Below are 17,467 nucleotides of genomic sequence, written 5' to 3' on the forward strand. Positions count from 1 at the left end.
CTTTCAGAAAATAGTCTATAAAATTTAATCAATTAAGAAGAACACTAAAAATCCAGATTGGATTTTTAGTGTTCTTTTGTTTTTCCATGTTTTTTGTGGGGTTTTGTGACAAAAGGACACACCTATCCCATAGAGGACGATATTTTCTTGTCTTATGCCGCCTGTTTTTGTTCGGCCTTTTGCATGCGCTTACCAATTTCCAGGGCATTGGCGGTGTGGATCCCAAAGAATATCCACAGTATCTCGTTGGCCTTGGTCCTTGCCTTTACCTTTTTGAGGAGGTAATGCTCCTTTTCCTTGCCAAAACTCCCCTCCAATCTGGTGGCACGTTCTTTTGTTATCACGGCCTTAAGGGCCCTTTCCTCTTTGTAGCCTTTAGGTTTTGGGCCTTTGCGCTTAAAGTCTGTTTTAATATTGTGCCTGGTCACATAGCTGCGGTTTTTGTTGGTCGCATAAATGGCATCAGCCCCCAGTACCTGTAGCTTTCTGTGGGTAAGGCTTTGGGCCCTGTAAATGGTGGATCGCAATCGCGTACCTTCATTAAAGGCATCAAAGCTGATGTGCCCTATAAAGTTGATGCCGTCTATTTGGAGCTTGTTTACCTTGGCCCCGAACTCCACGGGCCTGACCTTCTTGCCCCTGACTATGGGGCGTAGGTAGGGCTTGGAAATGCTTACGATGCGGTTCTCTATTTTTTTGCCCGTTTTAAAATGCAGGGCCTGTTGTTTGCAGACCGTCCTTATAGTGGCCATACGTCTGTAATAGTTTGGTTAAGGGCAATGAACTTCTCGAGCAGTAACAGCAACGCCCTGGTCAGTGCCTTGCGCTTGGATTTTGTCTTGCGCCGCATTTTACTAAAGCCACGGTAGCGCTTTTTCCATTTGTTGTATTTGCTGCGTACCATTTTTATGCCCAATGCCTTGCAGGTGCGCCTTAGTTGGTTGTACAGCCAGCTTACCGCTTCCCAAAGCAGCTTTTGGTTGGTCGGGTAGCGCAGTTCGCTCTCGTAGCAGGTGGCATCGGTGGTGGCCTGCTCTGGGCGGGATATATAACAGGCCCAATGGTTGTAGGGGTGCTTCTCCAGATCGTTTATATTTAATTGGGATGCCAGTTCGCCCCGTATCTGGCTTACTATCCTGTAATTGGTAATGCGCTTGTGGCCCAAAAGGGTATCGCAGAAAAATTGGTAGTCGAGATTACCGTTGAGCTGCTCGATGAGCTTTCGGTCCGAACAGCCCGCATAGTGCTTTAAGAACATCAGGGCGATGCGGCCCCTGTACAAGGGTTTTGCGTTTTATGAATGTGCCTTTCTCATTAAATAAAAAAGAGGTTGTCTTGACTTTTCAGACAGCCTCTTTTTTATTAACTTTTAATTACTTTGATCCTGATTACAAACAATCATTATTAGAATCGTTTACTTCGCTAGAGCTCGTTGTGGAATCAATTCTCACACAATCTCTATTTGAAGCAACATCAATCGAATTCGATATAAGATCGATATCTTGATTAATATCTCTTAAATATATACCATCGTGACTTTGGGTACTAATATTATTTCCATTGAAATCTATATTCTGAGAATCATAAATCTCAACACCATGATTAAATGAATTGTTTTTGAAAATAACGCCTCTTGCATCTTTAATTTGTGAATATGCAGATGACTTAAAGGTATTATTATCAAAAGTAACACTATAATTTGCCGCCTCTGGCTCAAAATTACAGGTAGAAATCTTAATAGCATTAGCTTTAGAGGTAATATCATTATTTTCTATAACAACACCATCTAAGGTTGTTCTGTTAATGAAAAAACCTCTACTATCATCTCTACTACTGACCATAGTATTATTATAAATTCTAGAATTTTTTAAGTTAATAGGAGAAATACCCGTTGAAAAATCATTTATAATATTATCATATACTAAGACATCTCTGTTTTGTACATTAATACCGGTATTAAATCCAGTTATAGTATTTCCGGAAATTTCATTATCATAAATTGAGTCAGCCGTTTCTAAATTTTTCCCTCCTTTTATTCCCGTACCACCATTACCATTTACAGTATTGTTAATAATTTTTGTTCCGTAAGTATAAGTATAACTAAGACTATTTTCTGTTGTATTTCCTTCAATTATAACCTTATAACCAATATGTACAGTAATAGCTCCTGCTGCACTTCCTCGTTCTGTATTATTTCTAATAAAAATATCTTCAGCTCTTTCATAATGGATATAACCACCATTACCATCAGAGGTTCTTACAGCCTCAACATCAATTCCAAATTTTGGAGGAGTCCCTGTCGACTTTGATGTATCTACACCGGCATTTAATAATAAATTATTCTCAATTGTAATGTCAAAACCATCAGTTACGGAAATATTATTTCTCCTATTACTATCAAACGTACAGTTTTGTACTAGTATGTCATGTGAAGGTGCATAATTTTCTTGAAAAGTAAATCGTAGACTACTAATTTTCATACCGTCTCCAGATCCATTTAACATACGCACATTGCTTATAGTACTATTAGTAGCGGCATGTAACTGCATTACATTTCCCCATTCGTGAGTACCTCCACTTGAGTAATCGTGCTCATCCCTATCACCGTATAAATTACCTCCAGTTACGGTTACATTATCAACATCTCTTAATGCCAATAAACAATATTTTGGTGCATCATTTGGAAATACTCTTAGGTGCGTATTCTCCGTCATTACTAAATTGAAATCAGAAGGAACATTAATAGCTTCTACAGTAGCATAAAAATTCTGGTTTGAAGTTTTGCTGGTAACTTTACCAACTTCAAAATAAGCATCTAATTCATCTATTTTAAAAGTATTTACACCCATGTTTTTGGATTCATTCATTAAATCCTCAAGTATATTATTATTTCTTTGGGCGATTTCGGATGTAGTTTCCCCTTGAACAATACCCCATCTTTCTGGGTTAAAGTTAAAGACTGGATCTTTTAATTGTGGTTTTGTCCCTCCAATTATTAAGGTAGAATTTAATAGGTTTCCATCAATGATTCCTCCGTCAAAGTTAATGGTACCATTAATAATGTCTCCTCCTTCGTATTCAATTGTTACATTATTAGGAAGATTAATTGTTTTTCCATCTAAATCTAAAATACAGTCTATGACGACCGTAGAGTTAGCTTCCAATCCTTCTAAAGTAAAATCACAAGGTTCCGTAACATCTATATCATCATTATCATCATTATCATCATTGTCTTCTTCTTCTTTAGGTGGATCTACTACTTCAGCTATTTCTTCTTCAAATATCGCTTCATTATTGCATGAATTTGTTACTAATGACATTAAAACTAGTAACAAAAACATAAATTTACTTATCTCTTTCATAAAATTTTTAGATTTGGGGTTTACTTCAACTAATCAATATTAGAAAATTAATAAAAAACATCGACAAAAAGATGCTTTTTTTCGACGAAATGTAAGTGGTTTCTTAAAAAACATCGATTAAAAACATATATCACCGATAAAGAGTTAATTAATTCGTAACATAGCCATATATACGCACAAAATGTATTCTTGGATTTTTTATACCACATAAATGAGTGCGAAAATAATATCATTCTGTATAATTGTACTAAATTTGTTAATAAATTAATCCATTTGTTAATAACTTGTTTATCAACCACTTGGCTTTTTGTAAATAAACACTCACTATTAAAATAAATGAAGAAAAAAATTATTCGAATCACCACTGTACCTGCATCGCTTCTTGGTCTTCTTAAAGGTCAACTAAAATTTATGTCCCTGCATTATGACCTAATTGGTATTTCATCGAATGGAGGAGGGATTTTAAAAGAAATGGAAAGCTCTGAAAACGTAAAAACTATTCCTGTTGAAATGACTAGAAAAATTACGCCTTTCAAAGATTTAATATCTGTTTATAAACTTTATAAAATAATCAAAATCGAAAAACCGTATATCGTTCATACTCACACTCCTAAAGCTGGAACACTAGGTATGATTGCAGCTAAGCTTGCAGGGGTTCCTCATAGGCTCCATACAATAGCAGGCTTGCCGTTGGTCGAGTCTACAGGTGCAAAAAGGTCTCTTTTAAATTTTGTAGAAAAAATCACTTATTCCTGTGCTACAATAATTTACCCGAATTCATTTGGTTTAAGGGATATTATTTTAGATCAGAAATTTACAACAAATGAAAAATTAAAAGTAATTGGTAACGGGAGTTCAAATGGAATAGATACTAACCATTATAATCCAGATTTATTTGACGAGCAACATGATTTATCACTACGAGAAGAGTTAGGTATTAAACCTCATGATTTTGTATTTGTATTTGTTGGAAGACTGGTTACGGATAAAGGTATTAATGAGCTAGTTGAAGCCTTTAAAAAGTTGAATTTAGAGTTTAAGAATTCAAAATTATTATTGGTTGGTCCCTATGAGAGTTATATTGATCCCTTATTACCTAAGACTTTAACCGAAATAGATACTCATAAAAATATTATCGTTGCAGGGTGGCAAAATGATGTTCGTCCATTTTTTTCAATATCAGACGCCCTTGTATTTCCTAGTTATAGAGAAGGTTTCCCTAATGTAGTATTACAAGCTGGGGCTATGGAACTGCCTTGCATAGTGAGTAATATTAATGGTTGTAATGAAATTATAGAAAACAATAATAATGGCATAATTATACCTGTAAAGGATACGCAGGCAATTTATAATTCAATGAAATATATGGGTAGTATAAAGAAAGACGACCTAATTGCTATGGGGAAAAAATCTAGAAAACTAATTATTTCTAGATTTGAACAAAAATTTGTTTGGCAACAAATACTAAAGGAATATAATGCCTTAGAGAACCTTTCTTAATTAAAACTAAAAAATTCGAATGAAATTACTCTACTTACTGTATGTTTTAAAAAACACAGATTATAAAAAATTAAACACCTACATTAAACACGTTAGCAACCTAAAGAAAACTAGCTCTTTACGGGTAATATTGAATATGTTTACCGACTTTTTAAGGTATAATATGACTTTTTTAGATTATTTTTATCTAGAGTTTTTTAATAGGTCAAAACAGGAGAAAAAAACCTACGCAAGCACCATTTTCATGTATAAATTTCAGAAAAAGCTTAACGGTAAGCTTTTTATAAAATATTTCTATGATAAAAAACTATTCTATGACAAGTTTGAAAAATTCGTTTGCCATGGTCATTTCTTACCTCATAAAAATACGCCTGAAGCATTTAAAGAATGGCTTAAAATCAAGAGTCCGAAATCCATTATAGTTAAAAACAGTAAAGGGCAAGTTGGATCTGGTATCGAGAAATTTGAAGTTACTATAAAAGAAAAAAGCTTTTTATTAAATAAAATGAGTGTTTCCGAATTTTTAGACTACATAAGCTTAATAAATTTAGACCTGATAGAGGTTTGTATTGAACAACACGATGTTTTAAATGATATATACCCAGAGTCTCTTAATACCCTGAGAGTCATTACCATTATAGATAAAGAAAACAACGTCCATATAATAGGTGCTATTTTAAGGATGGGTGCTGGTAAATATATTGACAATTTTGACGCAGGCGGTGTTTCGGCCAAAGTGAATATAGAAACTGGAGTTATAGAAGGGCCAGTGATTTATAAAACTCCCTTAGATACTACATTTTATAAAAATCATCCTGTAAACAATAATAAAATTGTTGGTATTCAATTACCTTATTGGGAAGAAGCCACTACACTAGTCAAAAAAGCTTCTTTACATATTCCTGAAGTAAGAACAGTTGGTTGGGATGTTGTGCTTACCAATCAAGGTGCTTTTCTATTAGAAGGTAATCATAATTGGGACAAAACACACTGGCAAATGTGTTTGGGAACTGGACTTAAATATGAATTAAACAAGTATATGGATAATATTCTATCTTAGCCTTTTTATACCAGCAAGGTTAAAATAAAATGTGAAATTGTAATAATAATTTTTGCAACCCCTTTTATGAGGAAAAATATAAAACTAGTTATCTAGATTATTTGATGATAAGCGAATTTTATAGAATTATAAATTCAAAAAAACTACATTGCCCAACCAAAATAAAGAGTTTGTTTATCAATGAATTATTCAAGTGCTGTTTTAAAATATTAAATAACATCTTGTTTTCTGCCATAAATAAGTATTAAAGATAATTTGTTCATGCGTTTAAGTGTAATATTAAAAGACCCCAATAAAAAAAGCGTCTTTTTAATTTTAAAAGAAGCCATTATTTACATGTTTGTAAAACATGAACTACCTCATTATTATTTTGGCAAATTCTTATACAGAAAAAGTGTTACAAATTTTAGGGATTATTTGAGCATGAAAGAAACAGATGCGATTGCATTATCAAAAAAATTCAACAAATTTGAATATGCCTCTATGTTAAGAAACAAACTGACCTTCTCCCTTTATTGCCAAGAAAATAATTTAGCCATCCCAAAACTTTTAAGTTATAATTTAAGTAATTCTTTTTTTTACAATGGTAGGTTAATTAAAATAAATACTGTAAACGATTTAATAGTCTATTTTGAAGATATTTTTATTGAAAGCAAACAAAACACCGTATTTTTAAAACCAACAGGTGATATGGGTGGATCTGGTTGTATTCTATTAAAAAGAGAAACACTATCAAATCAAGTACAGCAACATTATACAGAACTAACTAACCAAAACTATATACATCAAGAATTAATAAAACAACATTCGGAAATTAGTAAAATAAATCCTAGTTGTATTAATTCTATCAGGTTCGATACATATATTGACAAGCATAATAAGAGCCATATTTTATCTGCACTTATGAGATTTGGCGCGGGTAATAATTTTGTTGATAATGCAAGTTCTGGCGGATTCTATGTTAAAATAGATTTAAATAACGGTTCGTTAGACCTTGTAGGTAAACAACTTATGAAATATGGAGGAAAACAAGTTACAGAGCACCCAGATTCAAAGTATGTTTTTGGAGGATTTAAAATTCCTTATTTCGATGAAGCTTGCAGATTGGTCTTAAAAGCTGTCGATTATATCCCAGATAGAATTATAGGCTGGGATATAGCCATAACAGAAACAGGCCCCGTGCTAATTGAAGGTAACGACAACAACTCAATTTTTTTATCAGATATTGCATACGGGGGCTACCTTAAACATCCGCTATTTAAAGAAATTTTAAAAGAAGCTTAAAATTAAAATGTATAAAACACTAATTAAAAGACTAATAGATATAGTAACCAGTTTAATTGGTTTATTAATACTATCTCCTATTTTGTTAATATTAATAATCGTTCTAAGTATTTCAAATAATGGAAAACCCTTTTTTTACCAAAAAAGACCTGGTAAATATGGAAATATATTTACGATTATAAAACTAAAATCTATGAATGATAAAAAAGATGAAAACGGGAAGTTTTTACCTTTTGAGCAAAGAGTTACAAAGACTGGTGCTTTCATACGAAAATATTCACTAGATGAAATCCCTCAATTGTTTAATGTTTTTATTGGAGATATGAGTTTGGTTGGACCTAGACCTTTATTAATAGATTATTTACCACTATATAGTAAAGAACAAAAAAAACGCCACAATGTAAAACCAGGTATCACTGGATGGGCTCAGGTTAATGGTAGAAATGCCATTAGTTGGAAACAAAAATTCGAATACGATGTTTGGTATGTAGAGCACCTTTCATTCTTACTCGATGTGAAAATACTATTATTAACCATAAAGAAGGTATTATTAAAAAAAGATGTTAACAGTGAAACCAACCTTAATATGCCTCCTTTTACTGGAAGTGATAGCTATTGATATCGATAATAAATTAATTTCATTATATACGCAATGCAAAAAAAGAATGGAATAATATTAGGATCAGGAACTTACGGTGAAGTATTCTTAACGTATTTAACTGAAGCTGGTCATAATATAATAGGTTTTTTTGATGGTAACCTAAACAATATAGGCAAGGAAATCCATGGAGTAAAAGTTTTAGGATCATTTAATGATTTGCTAACTCCTGAATTTAAAAACAAAATTGATGAAGTGTTTTGTCCAATTGGTAATAATGACATACGAACAAGTTATCTCAGTCAATTAAACGATTATGGTTATAAAACTCCTAATTTTATTCATTCATCAGTAATTCTGAATAAAGATGTTGTTCTTGGTAAAGGTGTTTACTTACTTCCAGGAGTTATTATTATGCCACATACATCAATTGAAGATTTTGTGATTATTAGTATGGGCAGTAAAATAGCCCATCATACCATTCTTGAAAATGGTGTATTTGTTTCAACAGGAGTCAATGTTGGTGCTAACATTGTTTTAAAATCGAAATCTTTTTTAGGTATAAGTTCAACTATAATGACTGGTGTAGAAGTAATTGGAGAAAACTCTGTTATTGGTTGTGGTGCCGTTGTTATTAAAAATGTTGAGGATAATATAATTGTAGCTGGAGTTCCAGCAAAAAAATTAAGGGATTTAGATGTTGAAAAACATTATAATTCAGGGTATCAAATAAACAAGCCTAAATTAAAACAGCAGGTTAGTAACGAATGTAGTTTAGAAGAGGTTTATGAGAAAAATAAATGGGATTCAATACTTCATGACATAGGGAAATATGATTTTTATCATACTTATGATTATCATGCGTTATCAAAATCTAAAAATGAGACCCCTGTATTATTAAAATATGTAGAGAATGATATAATTATAGGAATACCTTTGTTAATTAGATCCATTGCAAACACTAATTATAAAGATGCCACTTCGGTATACGGATATGCTGGTCCTATAAGCAAAGGTTTACCAGCAAATTTTGATAATAGCAATTTTCAAAAGAAAATAACAGAATACTTTGCCAATAATTTTATCTCTGTATTTTCTAGATTAAATCCATATATACCTAAACAATGTTCCATATTATCCAATATAGGAACTATTTGTCCACAAGGAAACGTTGTTAATATAGACCTGATGTTAGACACTGATTTGCAAAGGAGAAATTTCCGAAGAAGACTAAAAACTCATATAAACAGGGCACGTAGACTTTGTTCTGTAAAAAAAGCTACTACCAATAAGGACCTTCAGGATTTCATTGATATTTATTATGAAAACATGAATCGTGTTTCTGCAAAAGAATCTTATTATTTTGATAAAGCCTATTTTGAAAACATGAATAACTCAGATAGTTTTGATTCTCAAATATTATTAGCAATAGATAATAACACTGGCAAGACCATTGCTGCAAGTCAATTCATAATTACGAACTCCATAGTTCAGTATCATTTATCTGGTACAAAGAAGGATTTCTTACATTTAACACCTACCAAACTATTAATTGATGAAATGCGTTTGATAGCTTCCGAAAAAGGCTTGGTTTGTTTTAATTTAGGTGGTGGCCTAGGTGGTCGAGATAATGATTCATTATTCGACTTTAAAGCGTCTTTTTCAAAGGATTTTAAACAATTCAATTTATGGAAATGGATCATTGATGAAAAAGTATATGGTGAACTAGTATTACAGAGAGGAAGAAAAAATAAAGAAAACAATTACTTCCCTCTTTACAGATCTCCCGATGATATAAATATTAACCCGTGATAAAGAATAATCCCTTTACATCTGATACATTTACAAATATTTGGTATAAACACTTTGTAAAAAAGCAAACACTTTTTTTATTTAATTTTATAAATAATATTAATTTTTATAAGCTTTCAATATTTCCCATTTACATTAATGTTGGCAGAAACTTAACCAAGGGCATTTCTTATTCGCTAAATGCTCAAAGCAGTCTAAAAGATTTTAAAAAAAAAGTATGTCTGCTCTATGATGTACCTGCTTTTTTTAATATTAAAGCCGGTAATACTCAAAAGGGTTTAAAGTCCCTAAAAATAAAGCAATATCCTGGGTTTTTAATCGATTTAGAGAAACATAAAAATTTTAATAACTACTTCTCAGCTACATTTAGCAAAAGTAGCATCCAAAAGTTTAGAAGATATAAAAACCGTCTTGAAAAATGTTTTAACATTACGCATAAAATGTACATAGGAAACATTGACAAGCAAGAATATGACTCCATTTTTAATTCTTTTAAACATCTTTTAACTAAGCGGTTTGATGATAAACAAATTACCAATAATAACCTAAATCCTAAAGAATGGAATTTTTATTATGATGTTGTATACCCTTTAATTTTAGAAAGAAAAGCAAGTTTATTTGTAACATATAATGACAACACTCCCATAGCAATCCGATTAAATTATTATTCCGAAGATATTATCTTTGATGCAATCACAGTCTTTGACATTGATTATAACAAGTTCCATATTGGGAAAATCTCCATAATAAAGATATTGGAATGGGCTTTTGAAAATAATTATAAAATCTTTGATTTCTCAAAGGGCTACTTCGATTATAAGGAAAAATGGAGTGATTTAAAGTATGATTTTGAATATCATTTGTATTATGACGCTAAGTCTATTAAGGCTATTATATTAGCAAATTCATTAGCTTGGTTTTTTAGGGCAAAACAATATTTAAGAGATATGGAAATGAATAAAAAACTTCATGAGTTCACCTATCTTATAAGAAAAAAGGAAACCCAAAATAGAATAATTAGTGAAATAAGTGAATCTGAAATTGATATTAAAGACAACATGCTCATAGCGCTTAACCTAAACAATGATTTATCGTATTTGAAGAAAAACATTTTCGATTTTCTATTTATTACAAATGAACATCTAAATAACTTAAAGATTTACCAAGTAAAACATGACCATCGAAAATTAATTCTCTTAAAAAATAAAAAAAAGAGTCAATTGTTATTAGTCAGTTAGCAAGAGCCTAACTTAAAACAAAAAACGAATTAAAATTCAGATCAATTATAAACTTATTATGATTCAGCATTTAAAAATCATATTTTAAATTGAGTATTATGTCATTTTTAAAGAGAGAGCAGTTTATTTGGAATTTTATAAAAGAAAATAAAACGCCTTCCTGCTATAACGAAATATTATTTAAATCTAAAAACTATAAGCTTCCTTATGCTAATGGTAATGAAGGGATAAAAGCCGATACTACTTATGTTAGTTTATTTCCATCTCTTTTTGAACCATTAATCAGTAATGAAAATTTGTTCCATTTTAAAAGAAAACGCCATGTAGGGCTTTCTAGTGTCGCTATTATTAATGAAGGCTATGAAGATGCAGAAGATTACTTAAAAAAATTAAAATCTTCAACTAGAAGTAGTTTAAGGAAGCGGATTAAGAGAGTAGACTCTTGTTTTGATATTCAATACAAAATGTTTTATGGCAGTATATCAAAAGATGAGCATGCGTCTATTATGAATGAATTGCGTGAAATGCTAATCGCTAGGTTTGAGCAAAAAAATATGAAAAATGAAATACTTAGTGATTTTTCAGATTATAAAAATGCAACCTATCACTTAATAAAAGATAAAAAAGCTTCTTTATTTGTGGTCTATAATACTACTAAACCAATAGGTATTTCCTTGAATTATCATGTAGATAAGTTATTTTATGGAACCATTATGACATACGATATTGATTATTCGAAATTTGCAGTAGGTAACTTACTTATATATAAGCAGTTAGATTGGGTGTTAAAAAACAACTATTTACTATTTGATATGGGCAATGGCGAGTCCAATTATAAAAGAACCTGGTCCAATACAGTATACGATTATGAATATCATCTAGTCTTTAAAAAGAAGTCTATTATTGCTAGGATTGTCGCCTACATAGAAATCATGAAAATTGATATAAAGAATTATATCAAAATTCTTAAGGAAGGACCTTATATACAAAAACTTAAAAACAATTTTATTAAGACGAATAACAATAGTCCCGATTTAGGTTTTAAGATTTCCAAAGTCGATGGTTCTGAGATAATTCCAATGACTTCTCTTGAAACAATCAATTTAAATGAAAATATATTTTCCAGTTTAAGAAAACCCGTTTATGACTTTTTATATACGAGCAAGCAACATCTAAATAGCATCAATATTTATAGTATCAAAACAGAAGAAAACAACTATTTAATTAAAGGCCCAACTGAAACTGGCAAGATTAATTTAAGCAAACTATAACCATAATTAATTATCTAGTAACTTGAAATATATGAATTTAAAGTTTTTACATAAAGACAATTTTCATTTCAGTTTATTTTTGAAAAATACCATTTCAACAATTTATTCTCATATAGATACAGCATGGAATAAATCTAATATTTACAAAAATTCAGAAAAAACAAACCATGAAACTTTAGATGTTTACTCCCATAGCCTATTCCCTAGCTATTTAGAACCAACCATTAAAAACAACTTTGTTTGTAGAAAAATATTTCAAAAACCAGGATTTGCAATTCATTTAAATGATTGTGATAACGTAAACGACTATATTAAAACGAATTGTAGTACTAGCTTAAAAAAGACCCTAAAACGTTCGATTAAAAGACTCGAAGGATGTTTGGACATAAGTTACAAAATGTATTTTGGAGACATCTCCAGTGAGAACTATCAATATTTAATGGAGACCTTACACACCATGCTAATAAAAAGGTTTCAACAACGCAATGATAATAATGACGTATTAAATGATTGGGGCTTTTACTTAAATAATTCCTTTAACTTAATAAATAATAAAAAAGCATCCTTATTTGTTATCTTTAATAATAAAGAGCCCATAGAGATCTCTCTTAATTATCATTTTGATTCTATAATTTATAGTCACATCTCATCATATAACTTAGATTATTCTAAATACGGCCTAGGCAATGTTGAAATTTATAAACAACTGGAATGGTGCATAAATAACAATTTCAAGGTATTTGATATGGGGTATGGAGATTTTGATTATAAGCGGCGATGGAGTAATTTAATCTATGATTTCAATCATAACATAGTTTATCATCCAAAAAATGTTTTAGGACCACTTTTAGGAATTATTTTTAAATCTAAGTATAAGCTTATTAATTATTTAATTTCTAAGAAAGTGAATGTATATTATAATAATGTAAAACATTTTATTAAAGGAAATCCCAATAAAATAAATTATATGCCATTAGAATTTAAATCGCAAACTATAGCGCATATAATAGATTCTAGTCCTAACGGATATGAGCAATTGAACATCGATGATAACAATTTTTTCTTTCTAAGAAAACCGCTATTTGATTTTTTATATACCTTTCAAGAACATATTAGCATGGTCACTATATATAAAACTTTAGAAGATAAAAAGTCATTTTTATTTATAGGGAAAAATAACACCAATAAAATAACTGTTAATTAGATTTAAAATGTCTTTTCTAAAAAAGGAAAATTTTTTTTTAACAATAATTGAGAAAAATTTAATCTTAAATTATTATAAATCGTTACAATATGCTTTCAACAAAAAGCATACTGTTTACAATGCCCCAGAAAGCACTTCTCCTGTTATAGAAAATAATCACGTAGCATCTTTAATCGCTTTCCCTCAATTTTTGTATCCAACATTTATTGATCAAAATCTAATTCGAGCTAAAAAAATAACACAAAGAAAACAAGAATCGTTCGGAATTATTATTGATAAAAAATACAAAAGCACAGATGATCATCTGCGAGCCCATTTTAGTAAAAGTTCCAGAACGCCTATTATCAAAAAAATGAAACGGTTAGAGTCTTGCTTTGATATTGGTTATAAAATGTTTTTTGGTGAAATGACCCATGAGGAATATGATTTCATAATGGATTGTTCGCATAAAATGATTTTAAAGAGGTTTGAGCTATTAAATGAGACTAATTTTTTTCTTAAAAAATGGGATACTTACTATAAAAGCATCTTACCATTATTGCGCTTAAAAAAAGCATCTATTTTAGTAATCTATGATGGAGATACTCCTATTCAAATATCTATTAACTTTCATTTTAACAAGATGTTTTTCGCTGTAATACCTGCTTTTGATGTTGATTACTCAAAATTCGGACTTGGTAATATTGCTATATATAAGCAATTAGACTGGTGCATAAAAAATGATTATGACTATTTGGACATGGGAAACGGTGATTTAGAATATAAAGTAAGGTGGTGTAATCATTCATACAATCTTGAAACACATGTACTTTATAGAAAGAAGTCAGTACTGCCCTATCTTATAGCCTCTTTGGAGATAACTAAAATAAGAATAAAGAATATTTTAAAAACACTTCATGTAGACGATCATTTAAAACGTTTAAAACTTGCTTTAAATAAAAACAAAAGGATTTCAAAAAACACAACGCAGCTTAATTATACACTAAAGGAAATAAAAAAAATCCCAAAAGATATAGATTTCCCTACTATTAATGTAAACGCTCCAATCTTTAAAAATTTTAAAAAACCACTATATGATTATTTGTTTGCTCATCGAGAAAATATAAATGATATTGTACTCTTAAAAATTAACTCAAGTTCTTTCCTTGTAAAAGGAAAGAACAGCCTTCATGAACTTTCTATTAATAATTGATTAAATGGCATCGTTAAAGAAACAAGATTTCTATATTTCACTTACAGAAAAACACAACGTATTAAACTCTTACGAAGCATTAGAGTATAATTTAACTAAAAGTAGTTTTTACAAATCAAATAAAGAAGACGACGTTTTGTATGAAATCCTTACTTCAATACGGCTTTTTCCTTCATACCTATCCCCTACTTTTAAACATACAAATACGCTAAAAATAAAAAAAATTCCACAAGATAAAATTATTGGATATGCTATAAACATTGAAACAAAACAAAATATTGAAACCTTTTTAAAAAATGAATTCAGCAAAAAATTCAGGAGTAATATAAAACGGTTTTTAAATAGGTTTGAGTATTGCTTTAATGCAAGCTACAAAATGATTTATGGCAACATTTTAAAGGATGAATATTCTTTTTTGATGACCACTTTACACGACATGCTTGTTACCAGATTTGTTCAACGCAATGAAAAGAATGAGATACTGGAGAATTGGGAATATTATTTAGAATCAACATTTTCGTTAATTAATTCTAAAAAAGCATCCCTCTTCGTTATTTACCATGATAGTAATCCCGTACACATATGTGTTAATCACCATTTTAATAATATCTTATTTGTATCAATACCCTCGTATGATATCAATTTTGCAAAATTTGCACTCGGCAACATTTCTATATACAAGTTACTAGAATGGAGTTTAAACAATAACTATATCATGTTAGACATGGCGTACGGTGAATTAGAATATAAGCGGAGATGGAGTAATCACATATATAGTTTCGAACATCATATTATTTATAAAACAAATGCTTTAGGATTAAAGCTTAAAGCAAACCTTGAAATTTGGTTAATTAAATTCAAGAATTTTTTGAAATCAAAAAACATAGATGTCTTCATAAAAAATATAAAAAAGGCTATTAAAAAGAAAAACGAAGCACAGAAAGACTTTGTCGATTTTGAGATTGAAGATGTTACTTCTTTTAACACAAAAAACCTAAACACCATAGATAGTGAAAATAATATATACTCTATCATAAAAAAACCAGTTTACGATTTTATTTACAAGCAAAAAATCCATATAAACTCTATATCTATATTTGAAATCAAGCCTCAAAAAGAATATGTGTTAGCATATAAAAACATATATCAAAAAATCATTTTTTTATAAAGAAATTTGATGATAAAATAGTTAATGCCGAAGTAATTAGTCGTTAATCGATTTTTAATTTAATACTAGATCAATACTATATATCTTTATAGTATAAACAGTTGTTTATGAAAATTTTTATAGCAAAAACATTACTATATAGCCTATTAATATTTGTATTCCTAGAAGGGTTAACACGTATTTTTCATTTATACCAACAATACCCTGCATCTAGAATAAACGATTTGAATGTAGAAGTTAATACCCCTAATCAAAAGGGCTATTATGTTACAGGAAATAGACGTATGAATTTTGCAAAATTTAATATTAATAGCTCTGGGTTTAATTCATACAGGGAATTTACCCCTACAAAAGAAACCAATGAAATTGCACTTATAGGTGATTCTTTTATAGAAGGGCTTCATCAAGATTATTTCAATTCTATAGGCAGAAAAGTTGAAAACCGTTTAGATGACGGTACAGAAGTATATGAATATGGGTATTCTGGATATGATCTGGCAGATCAACTACATCTTATTAGTGCTTATAAAGAAAAATTTGAGCTAATTGATCACATAATTATTTATATCAAATTCCATAACGATTTAAAACGAGATACATACATACCTAATCAATATAGAGTTGATTTACAATATTCGACCTCATTTCAAATTAGAGATAAAGTTAAACTTATTGCATATGCAGATGGAATAGGTATATTTGAGCCTTTTAGAAATCTAAAAAATAAAATTTTCGGACAAAAAACAAAAGCTGAAAACGAAATCAGCCATATTCTTTCTGAAAAAGAGAGTAAAGAATATTTAGAAAATTTCAAAAAACTAATAGAAACATATGGGTTTGATAAAAACAAAACGGTGTTTTTACTAGATAAGGAAAAAACAAGCAAACTTTTCACAAATTATTGTGAACAGATGGGATATGATTATATTGATTTTGGATCTAATCTAGAAAGATCAAAAACACCAACAACCCTGATATATGACCAACATTGGAATAATCATGGAAGGAATATTATAGCAAATGTGATTTCAGATTATATAAGAAAAAAAAATGATTAATTTTTTACTATACCACCCTAATCTTATAATGAACTCATTTAGACTTTTTGGATTTAAGCGAAAATTAGAAGTTTTTGTTTCAGTTGAAAGTCTTTTTTGAGTTGCATAGCAGAGCTACGGAAGGAAAAAAAGACAAAAACAGAGCCGAAAACAGCAATTTTTTAGCAAATTGAAAAAGTTTAAATGAGTTCAATGTAATATATAAGAAAAATGAATATTGTAAATGAAATTTTGTCAAAAAGCAATCCTCTTGAAGAAAGATCCTCAATAGATTCTAAATCGTTTAAAAAAAACAATTTTGATAAGAAAAGCCCTGTTTTGATTAAAGGATACGCAAAAAACTGTTTCTGCTGTGGTTCTTAGTTAAAATGTAACCCTCATTTCTAATCCACTTTTTTAATTGGATGTTGATTTCCTATGAAAAACAATAACAATTTTTTTTCTGTTTTAATTCCTTATGGTGAACAACCTCTATTAACGGATGCTATGAATTGTTTTTCTCAAACTTCAAGTGCTAAGATGTTTACCATGTTGAATGATAAAAATGTTGAAATAAGATACTCAAGATACGTACATGCGTTTTTCAATTATTCAAAAACAGATAATAAAAAAGGTTGGATCTCGAATATCAATAAAGGGTTAGCATTTAATTTCTCGAAAAGAAAAATAAAAACGTTTGCTGTTCAAAAAGAAGAAACACTTATACTAAATAAATGAATG

General features: G+C 29.9%; 15 protein-coding genes. 12 read left to right on the plus strand and 3 right to left on the minus strand.

What is annotated here, in order from left to right; genetic code table 11:
• Window positions 1-152: 152 nt before the first annotated feature.
• The 3 genes from PQO00_RS07460 to PQO00_RS07470 all read right to left on the minus strand — a co-directional run bounded on the left by PQO00_RS07460 (window position 153) and on the right by PQO00_RS07470 (window position 3,362).
• Window positions 153-752, minus strand: coding sequence for a transposase (locus PQO00_RS07460; protein WP_274184210.1), 600 nt, complete (start codon window positions 750-752; stop codon window positions 153-155).
• Window positions 740-1,282: a transposase gene (locus PQO00_RS07465; protein ID WP_274184211.1), complete on the minus strand. Its 543-nt coding sequence runs from the start codon at window positions 1,280-1,282 to the stop codon at window positions 740-742. The genes PQO00_RS07460 and PQO00_RS07465 overlap by 13 nt, the downstream gene beginning before the upstream one ends.
• 106 nt (window positions 1,283-1,388) lie before the next feature.
• The gene (locus PQO00_RS07470) at window positions 1,389-3,362 is read right to left on the minus strand and encodes a right-handed parallel beta-helix repeat-containing protein (protein WP_274184212.1); all 1,974 of its coding nucleotides are present in this window, start codon (window positions 3,360-3,362) and stop codon (window positions 1,389-1,391) included.
• A 336-nt stretch (window positions 3,363-3,698) separates the two neighbouring features.
• On the opposite strand from PQO00_RS07470, the gene PQO00_RS07475 reads away from it, so the two are divergent.
• The 12 genes from PQO00_RS07475 to PQO00_RS07530 all read left to right on the plus strand — a co-directional run bounded on the left by PQO00_RS07475 (window position 3,699) and on the right by PQO00_RS07530 (window position 17,464).
• A complete protein-coding gene (locus PQO00_RS07475; protein ID WP_274184213.1) occupies window positions 3,699-4,862 on the plus strand; it encodes a glycosyltransferase family 4 protein in 1,164 nt (387 codons plus the stop codon).
• A gap of 19 nt (window positions 4,863-4,881) precedes the next feature.
• Window positions 4,882-5,922 (plus strand): sugar-transfer associated ATP-grasp domain-containing protein, encoded by a 1,041-nt coding sequence (locus PQO00_RS07480; protein WP_274184214.1) that lies wholly within the window; start codon window positions 4,882-4,884, stop codon window positions 5,920-5,922.
• Window positions 5,923-6,183: 261 nt separating this feature from the next.
• A complete protein-coding gene (locus tag PQO00_RS07485; RefSeq protein WP_274184215.1) occupies window positions 6,184-7,206 on the plus strand; it encodes a sugar-transfer associated ATP-grasp domain-containing protein in 1,023 nt (340 codons plus the stop codon).
• A gap of 7 nt (window positions 7,207-7,213) precedes the next feature.
• On the plus strand, window positions 7,214-7,825 hold the full coding sequence (locus PQO00_RS07490) for a sugar transferase (protein WP_274184216.1): 612 nt from the start codon (window positions 7,214-7,216) through the stop codon (window positions 7,823-7,825).
• A gap of 33 nt (window positions 7,826-7,858) precedes the next feature.
• Entirely contained in the window at window positions 7,859-9,616 is a 1,758-nt protein-coding gene (locus tag PQO00_RS07495; protein WP_274184217.1) for a NeuD/PglB/VioB family sugar acetyltransferase, read from the plus strand.
• Window positions 9,613-10,854, plus strand: a complete 1,242-nt coding sequence (locus PQO00_RS07500; protein ID WP_274184218.1) for a GNAT family N-acetyltransferase — start codon at window positions 9,613-9,615, stop codon at window positions 10,852-10,854. Before PQO00_RS07495 ends, PQO00_RS07500 begins: the two co-directional genes overlap by 4 nt.
• Before the next feature lie 98 nt (window positions 10,855-10,952).
• Window positions 10,953-12,125, plus strand: coding sequence for a GNAT family N-acetyltransferase (locus tag PQO00_RS07505; protein WP_274184219.1), 1,173 nt, complete (start codon window positions 10,953-10,955; stop codon window positions 12,123-12,125).
• A gap of 31 nt (window positions 12,126-12,156) precedes the next feature.
• Window positions 12,157-13,329, plus strand: a complete 1,173-nt coding sequence (locus PQO00_RS07510; RefSeq protein WP_274184220.1) for a GNAT family N-acetyltransferase — start codon at window positions 12,157-12,159, stop codon at window positions 13,327-13,329.
• Window positions 13,330-13,336: 7 nt separating this feature from the next.
• Window positions 13,337-14,521, plus strand: a complete 1,185-nt coding sequence (locus PQO00_RS07515) for a GNAT family N-acetyltransferase (RefSeq protein ID WP_274184221.1) — start codon at window positions 13,337-13,339, stop codon at window positions 14,519-14,521.
• A gap of 4 nt (window positions 14,522-14,525) precedes the next feature.
• Window positions 14,526-15,689 carry a GNAT family N-acetyltransferase gene (locus PQO00_RS07520; RefSeq protein ID WP_274184222.1) on the plus strand — a complete coding sequence of 388 codons (1,164 nt, stop codon included), beginning with the start codon at window positions 14,526-14,528 and terminating at the stop codon, window positions 15,687-15,689.
• Window positions 15,690-15,796: 107 nt separating this feature from the next.
• A complete protein-coding gene (locus tag PQO00_RS07525; RefSeq protein ID WP_274184223.1) occupies window positions 15,797-16,747 on the plus strand; it encodes a hypothetical protein in 951 nt (316 codons plus the stop codon).
• A gap of 417 nt (window positions 16,748-17,164) precedes the next feature.
• Entirely contained in the window at window positions 17,165-17,464 is a 300-nt protein-coding gene (locus tag PQO00_RS07530) for a hypothetical protein (RefSeq protein WP_274184224.1), read from the plus strand.
• Window positions 17,465-17,467 lie beyond the last annotated feature (3 nt).

The organism is Flavivirga sp. 57AJ16, from assembly GCF_028736925.1.
In the GTDB taxonomy this organism is placed as follows: domain Bacteria; phylum Bacteroidota; class Bacteroidia; order Flavobacteriales; family Flavobacteriaceae; genus Flavivirga.

What these genes read in the sequence shown, in the direction of transcription:
- PQO00_RS07510 (WP_274184220.1), top strand. Translation starts at nt 12,157, where the DNA reads ATGAATTTAAAGTTTTTACATAAAGACAATTTTCATTTCAGTTTATTT.
- PQO00_RS07490 (WP_274184216.1), top strand. Translation starts at nt 7,214, where the DNA reads ATGTATAAAACACTAATTAAAAGACTAATAGATATAGTAACCAGTTTA.
- PQO00_RS07530 (WP_274184224.1), top strand. Translation starts at nt 17,165, where the DNA reads ATGAAAAACAATAACAATTTTTTTTCTGTTTTAATTCCTTATGGTGAA.
- PQO00_RS07520 (WP_274184222.1), top strand. Translation starts at nt 14,526, where the DNA reads ATGGCATCGTTAAAGAAACAAGATTTCTATATTTCACTTACAGAAAAA.
- PQO00_RS07470 (WP_274184212.1), bottom strand. Translation starts at nt 3,362, where the DNA reads ATGAAAGAGATAAGTAAATTTATGTTTTTGTTACTAGTTTTAATGTCA.
- PQO00_RS07515 (WP_274184221.1), top strand. Translation starts at nt 13,337, where the DNA reads ATGTCTTTTCTAAAAAAGGAAAATTTTTTTTTAACAATAATTGAGAAA.
- PQO00_RS07505 (WP_274184219.1), top strand. Translation starts at nt 10,953, where the DNA reads ATGTCATTTTTAAAGAGAGAGCAGTTTATTTGGAATTTTATAAAAGAA.
- PQO00_RS07525 (WP_274184223.1), top strand. Translation starts at nt 15,797, where the DNA reads ATGAAAATTTTTATAGCAAAAACATTACTATATAGCCTATTAATATTT.
- PQO00_RS07480 (WP_274184214.1), top strand. Translation starts at nt 4,882, where the DNA reads ATGAAATTACTCTACTTACTGTATGTTTTAAAAAACACAGATTATAAA.
- PQO00_RS07475 (WP_274184213.1), top strand. Translation starts at nt 3,699, where the DNA reads ATGAAGAAAAAAATTATTCGAATCACCACTGTACCTGCATCGCTTCTT.
- PQO00_RS07485 (WP_274184215.1), top strand. Translation starts at nt 6,184, where the DNA reads ATGCGTTTAAGTGTAATATTAAAAGACCCCAATAAAAAAAGCGTCTTT.
- PQO00_RS07460 (WP_274184210.1), bottom strand. Translation starts at nt 752, where the DNA reads ATGGCCACTATAAGGACGGTCTGCAAACAACAGGCCCTGCATTTTAAA.
- PQO00_RS07495 (WP_274184217.1), top strand. Translation starts at nt 7,859, where the DNA reads ATGCAAAAAAAGAATGGAATAATATTAGGATCAGGAACTTACGGTGAA.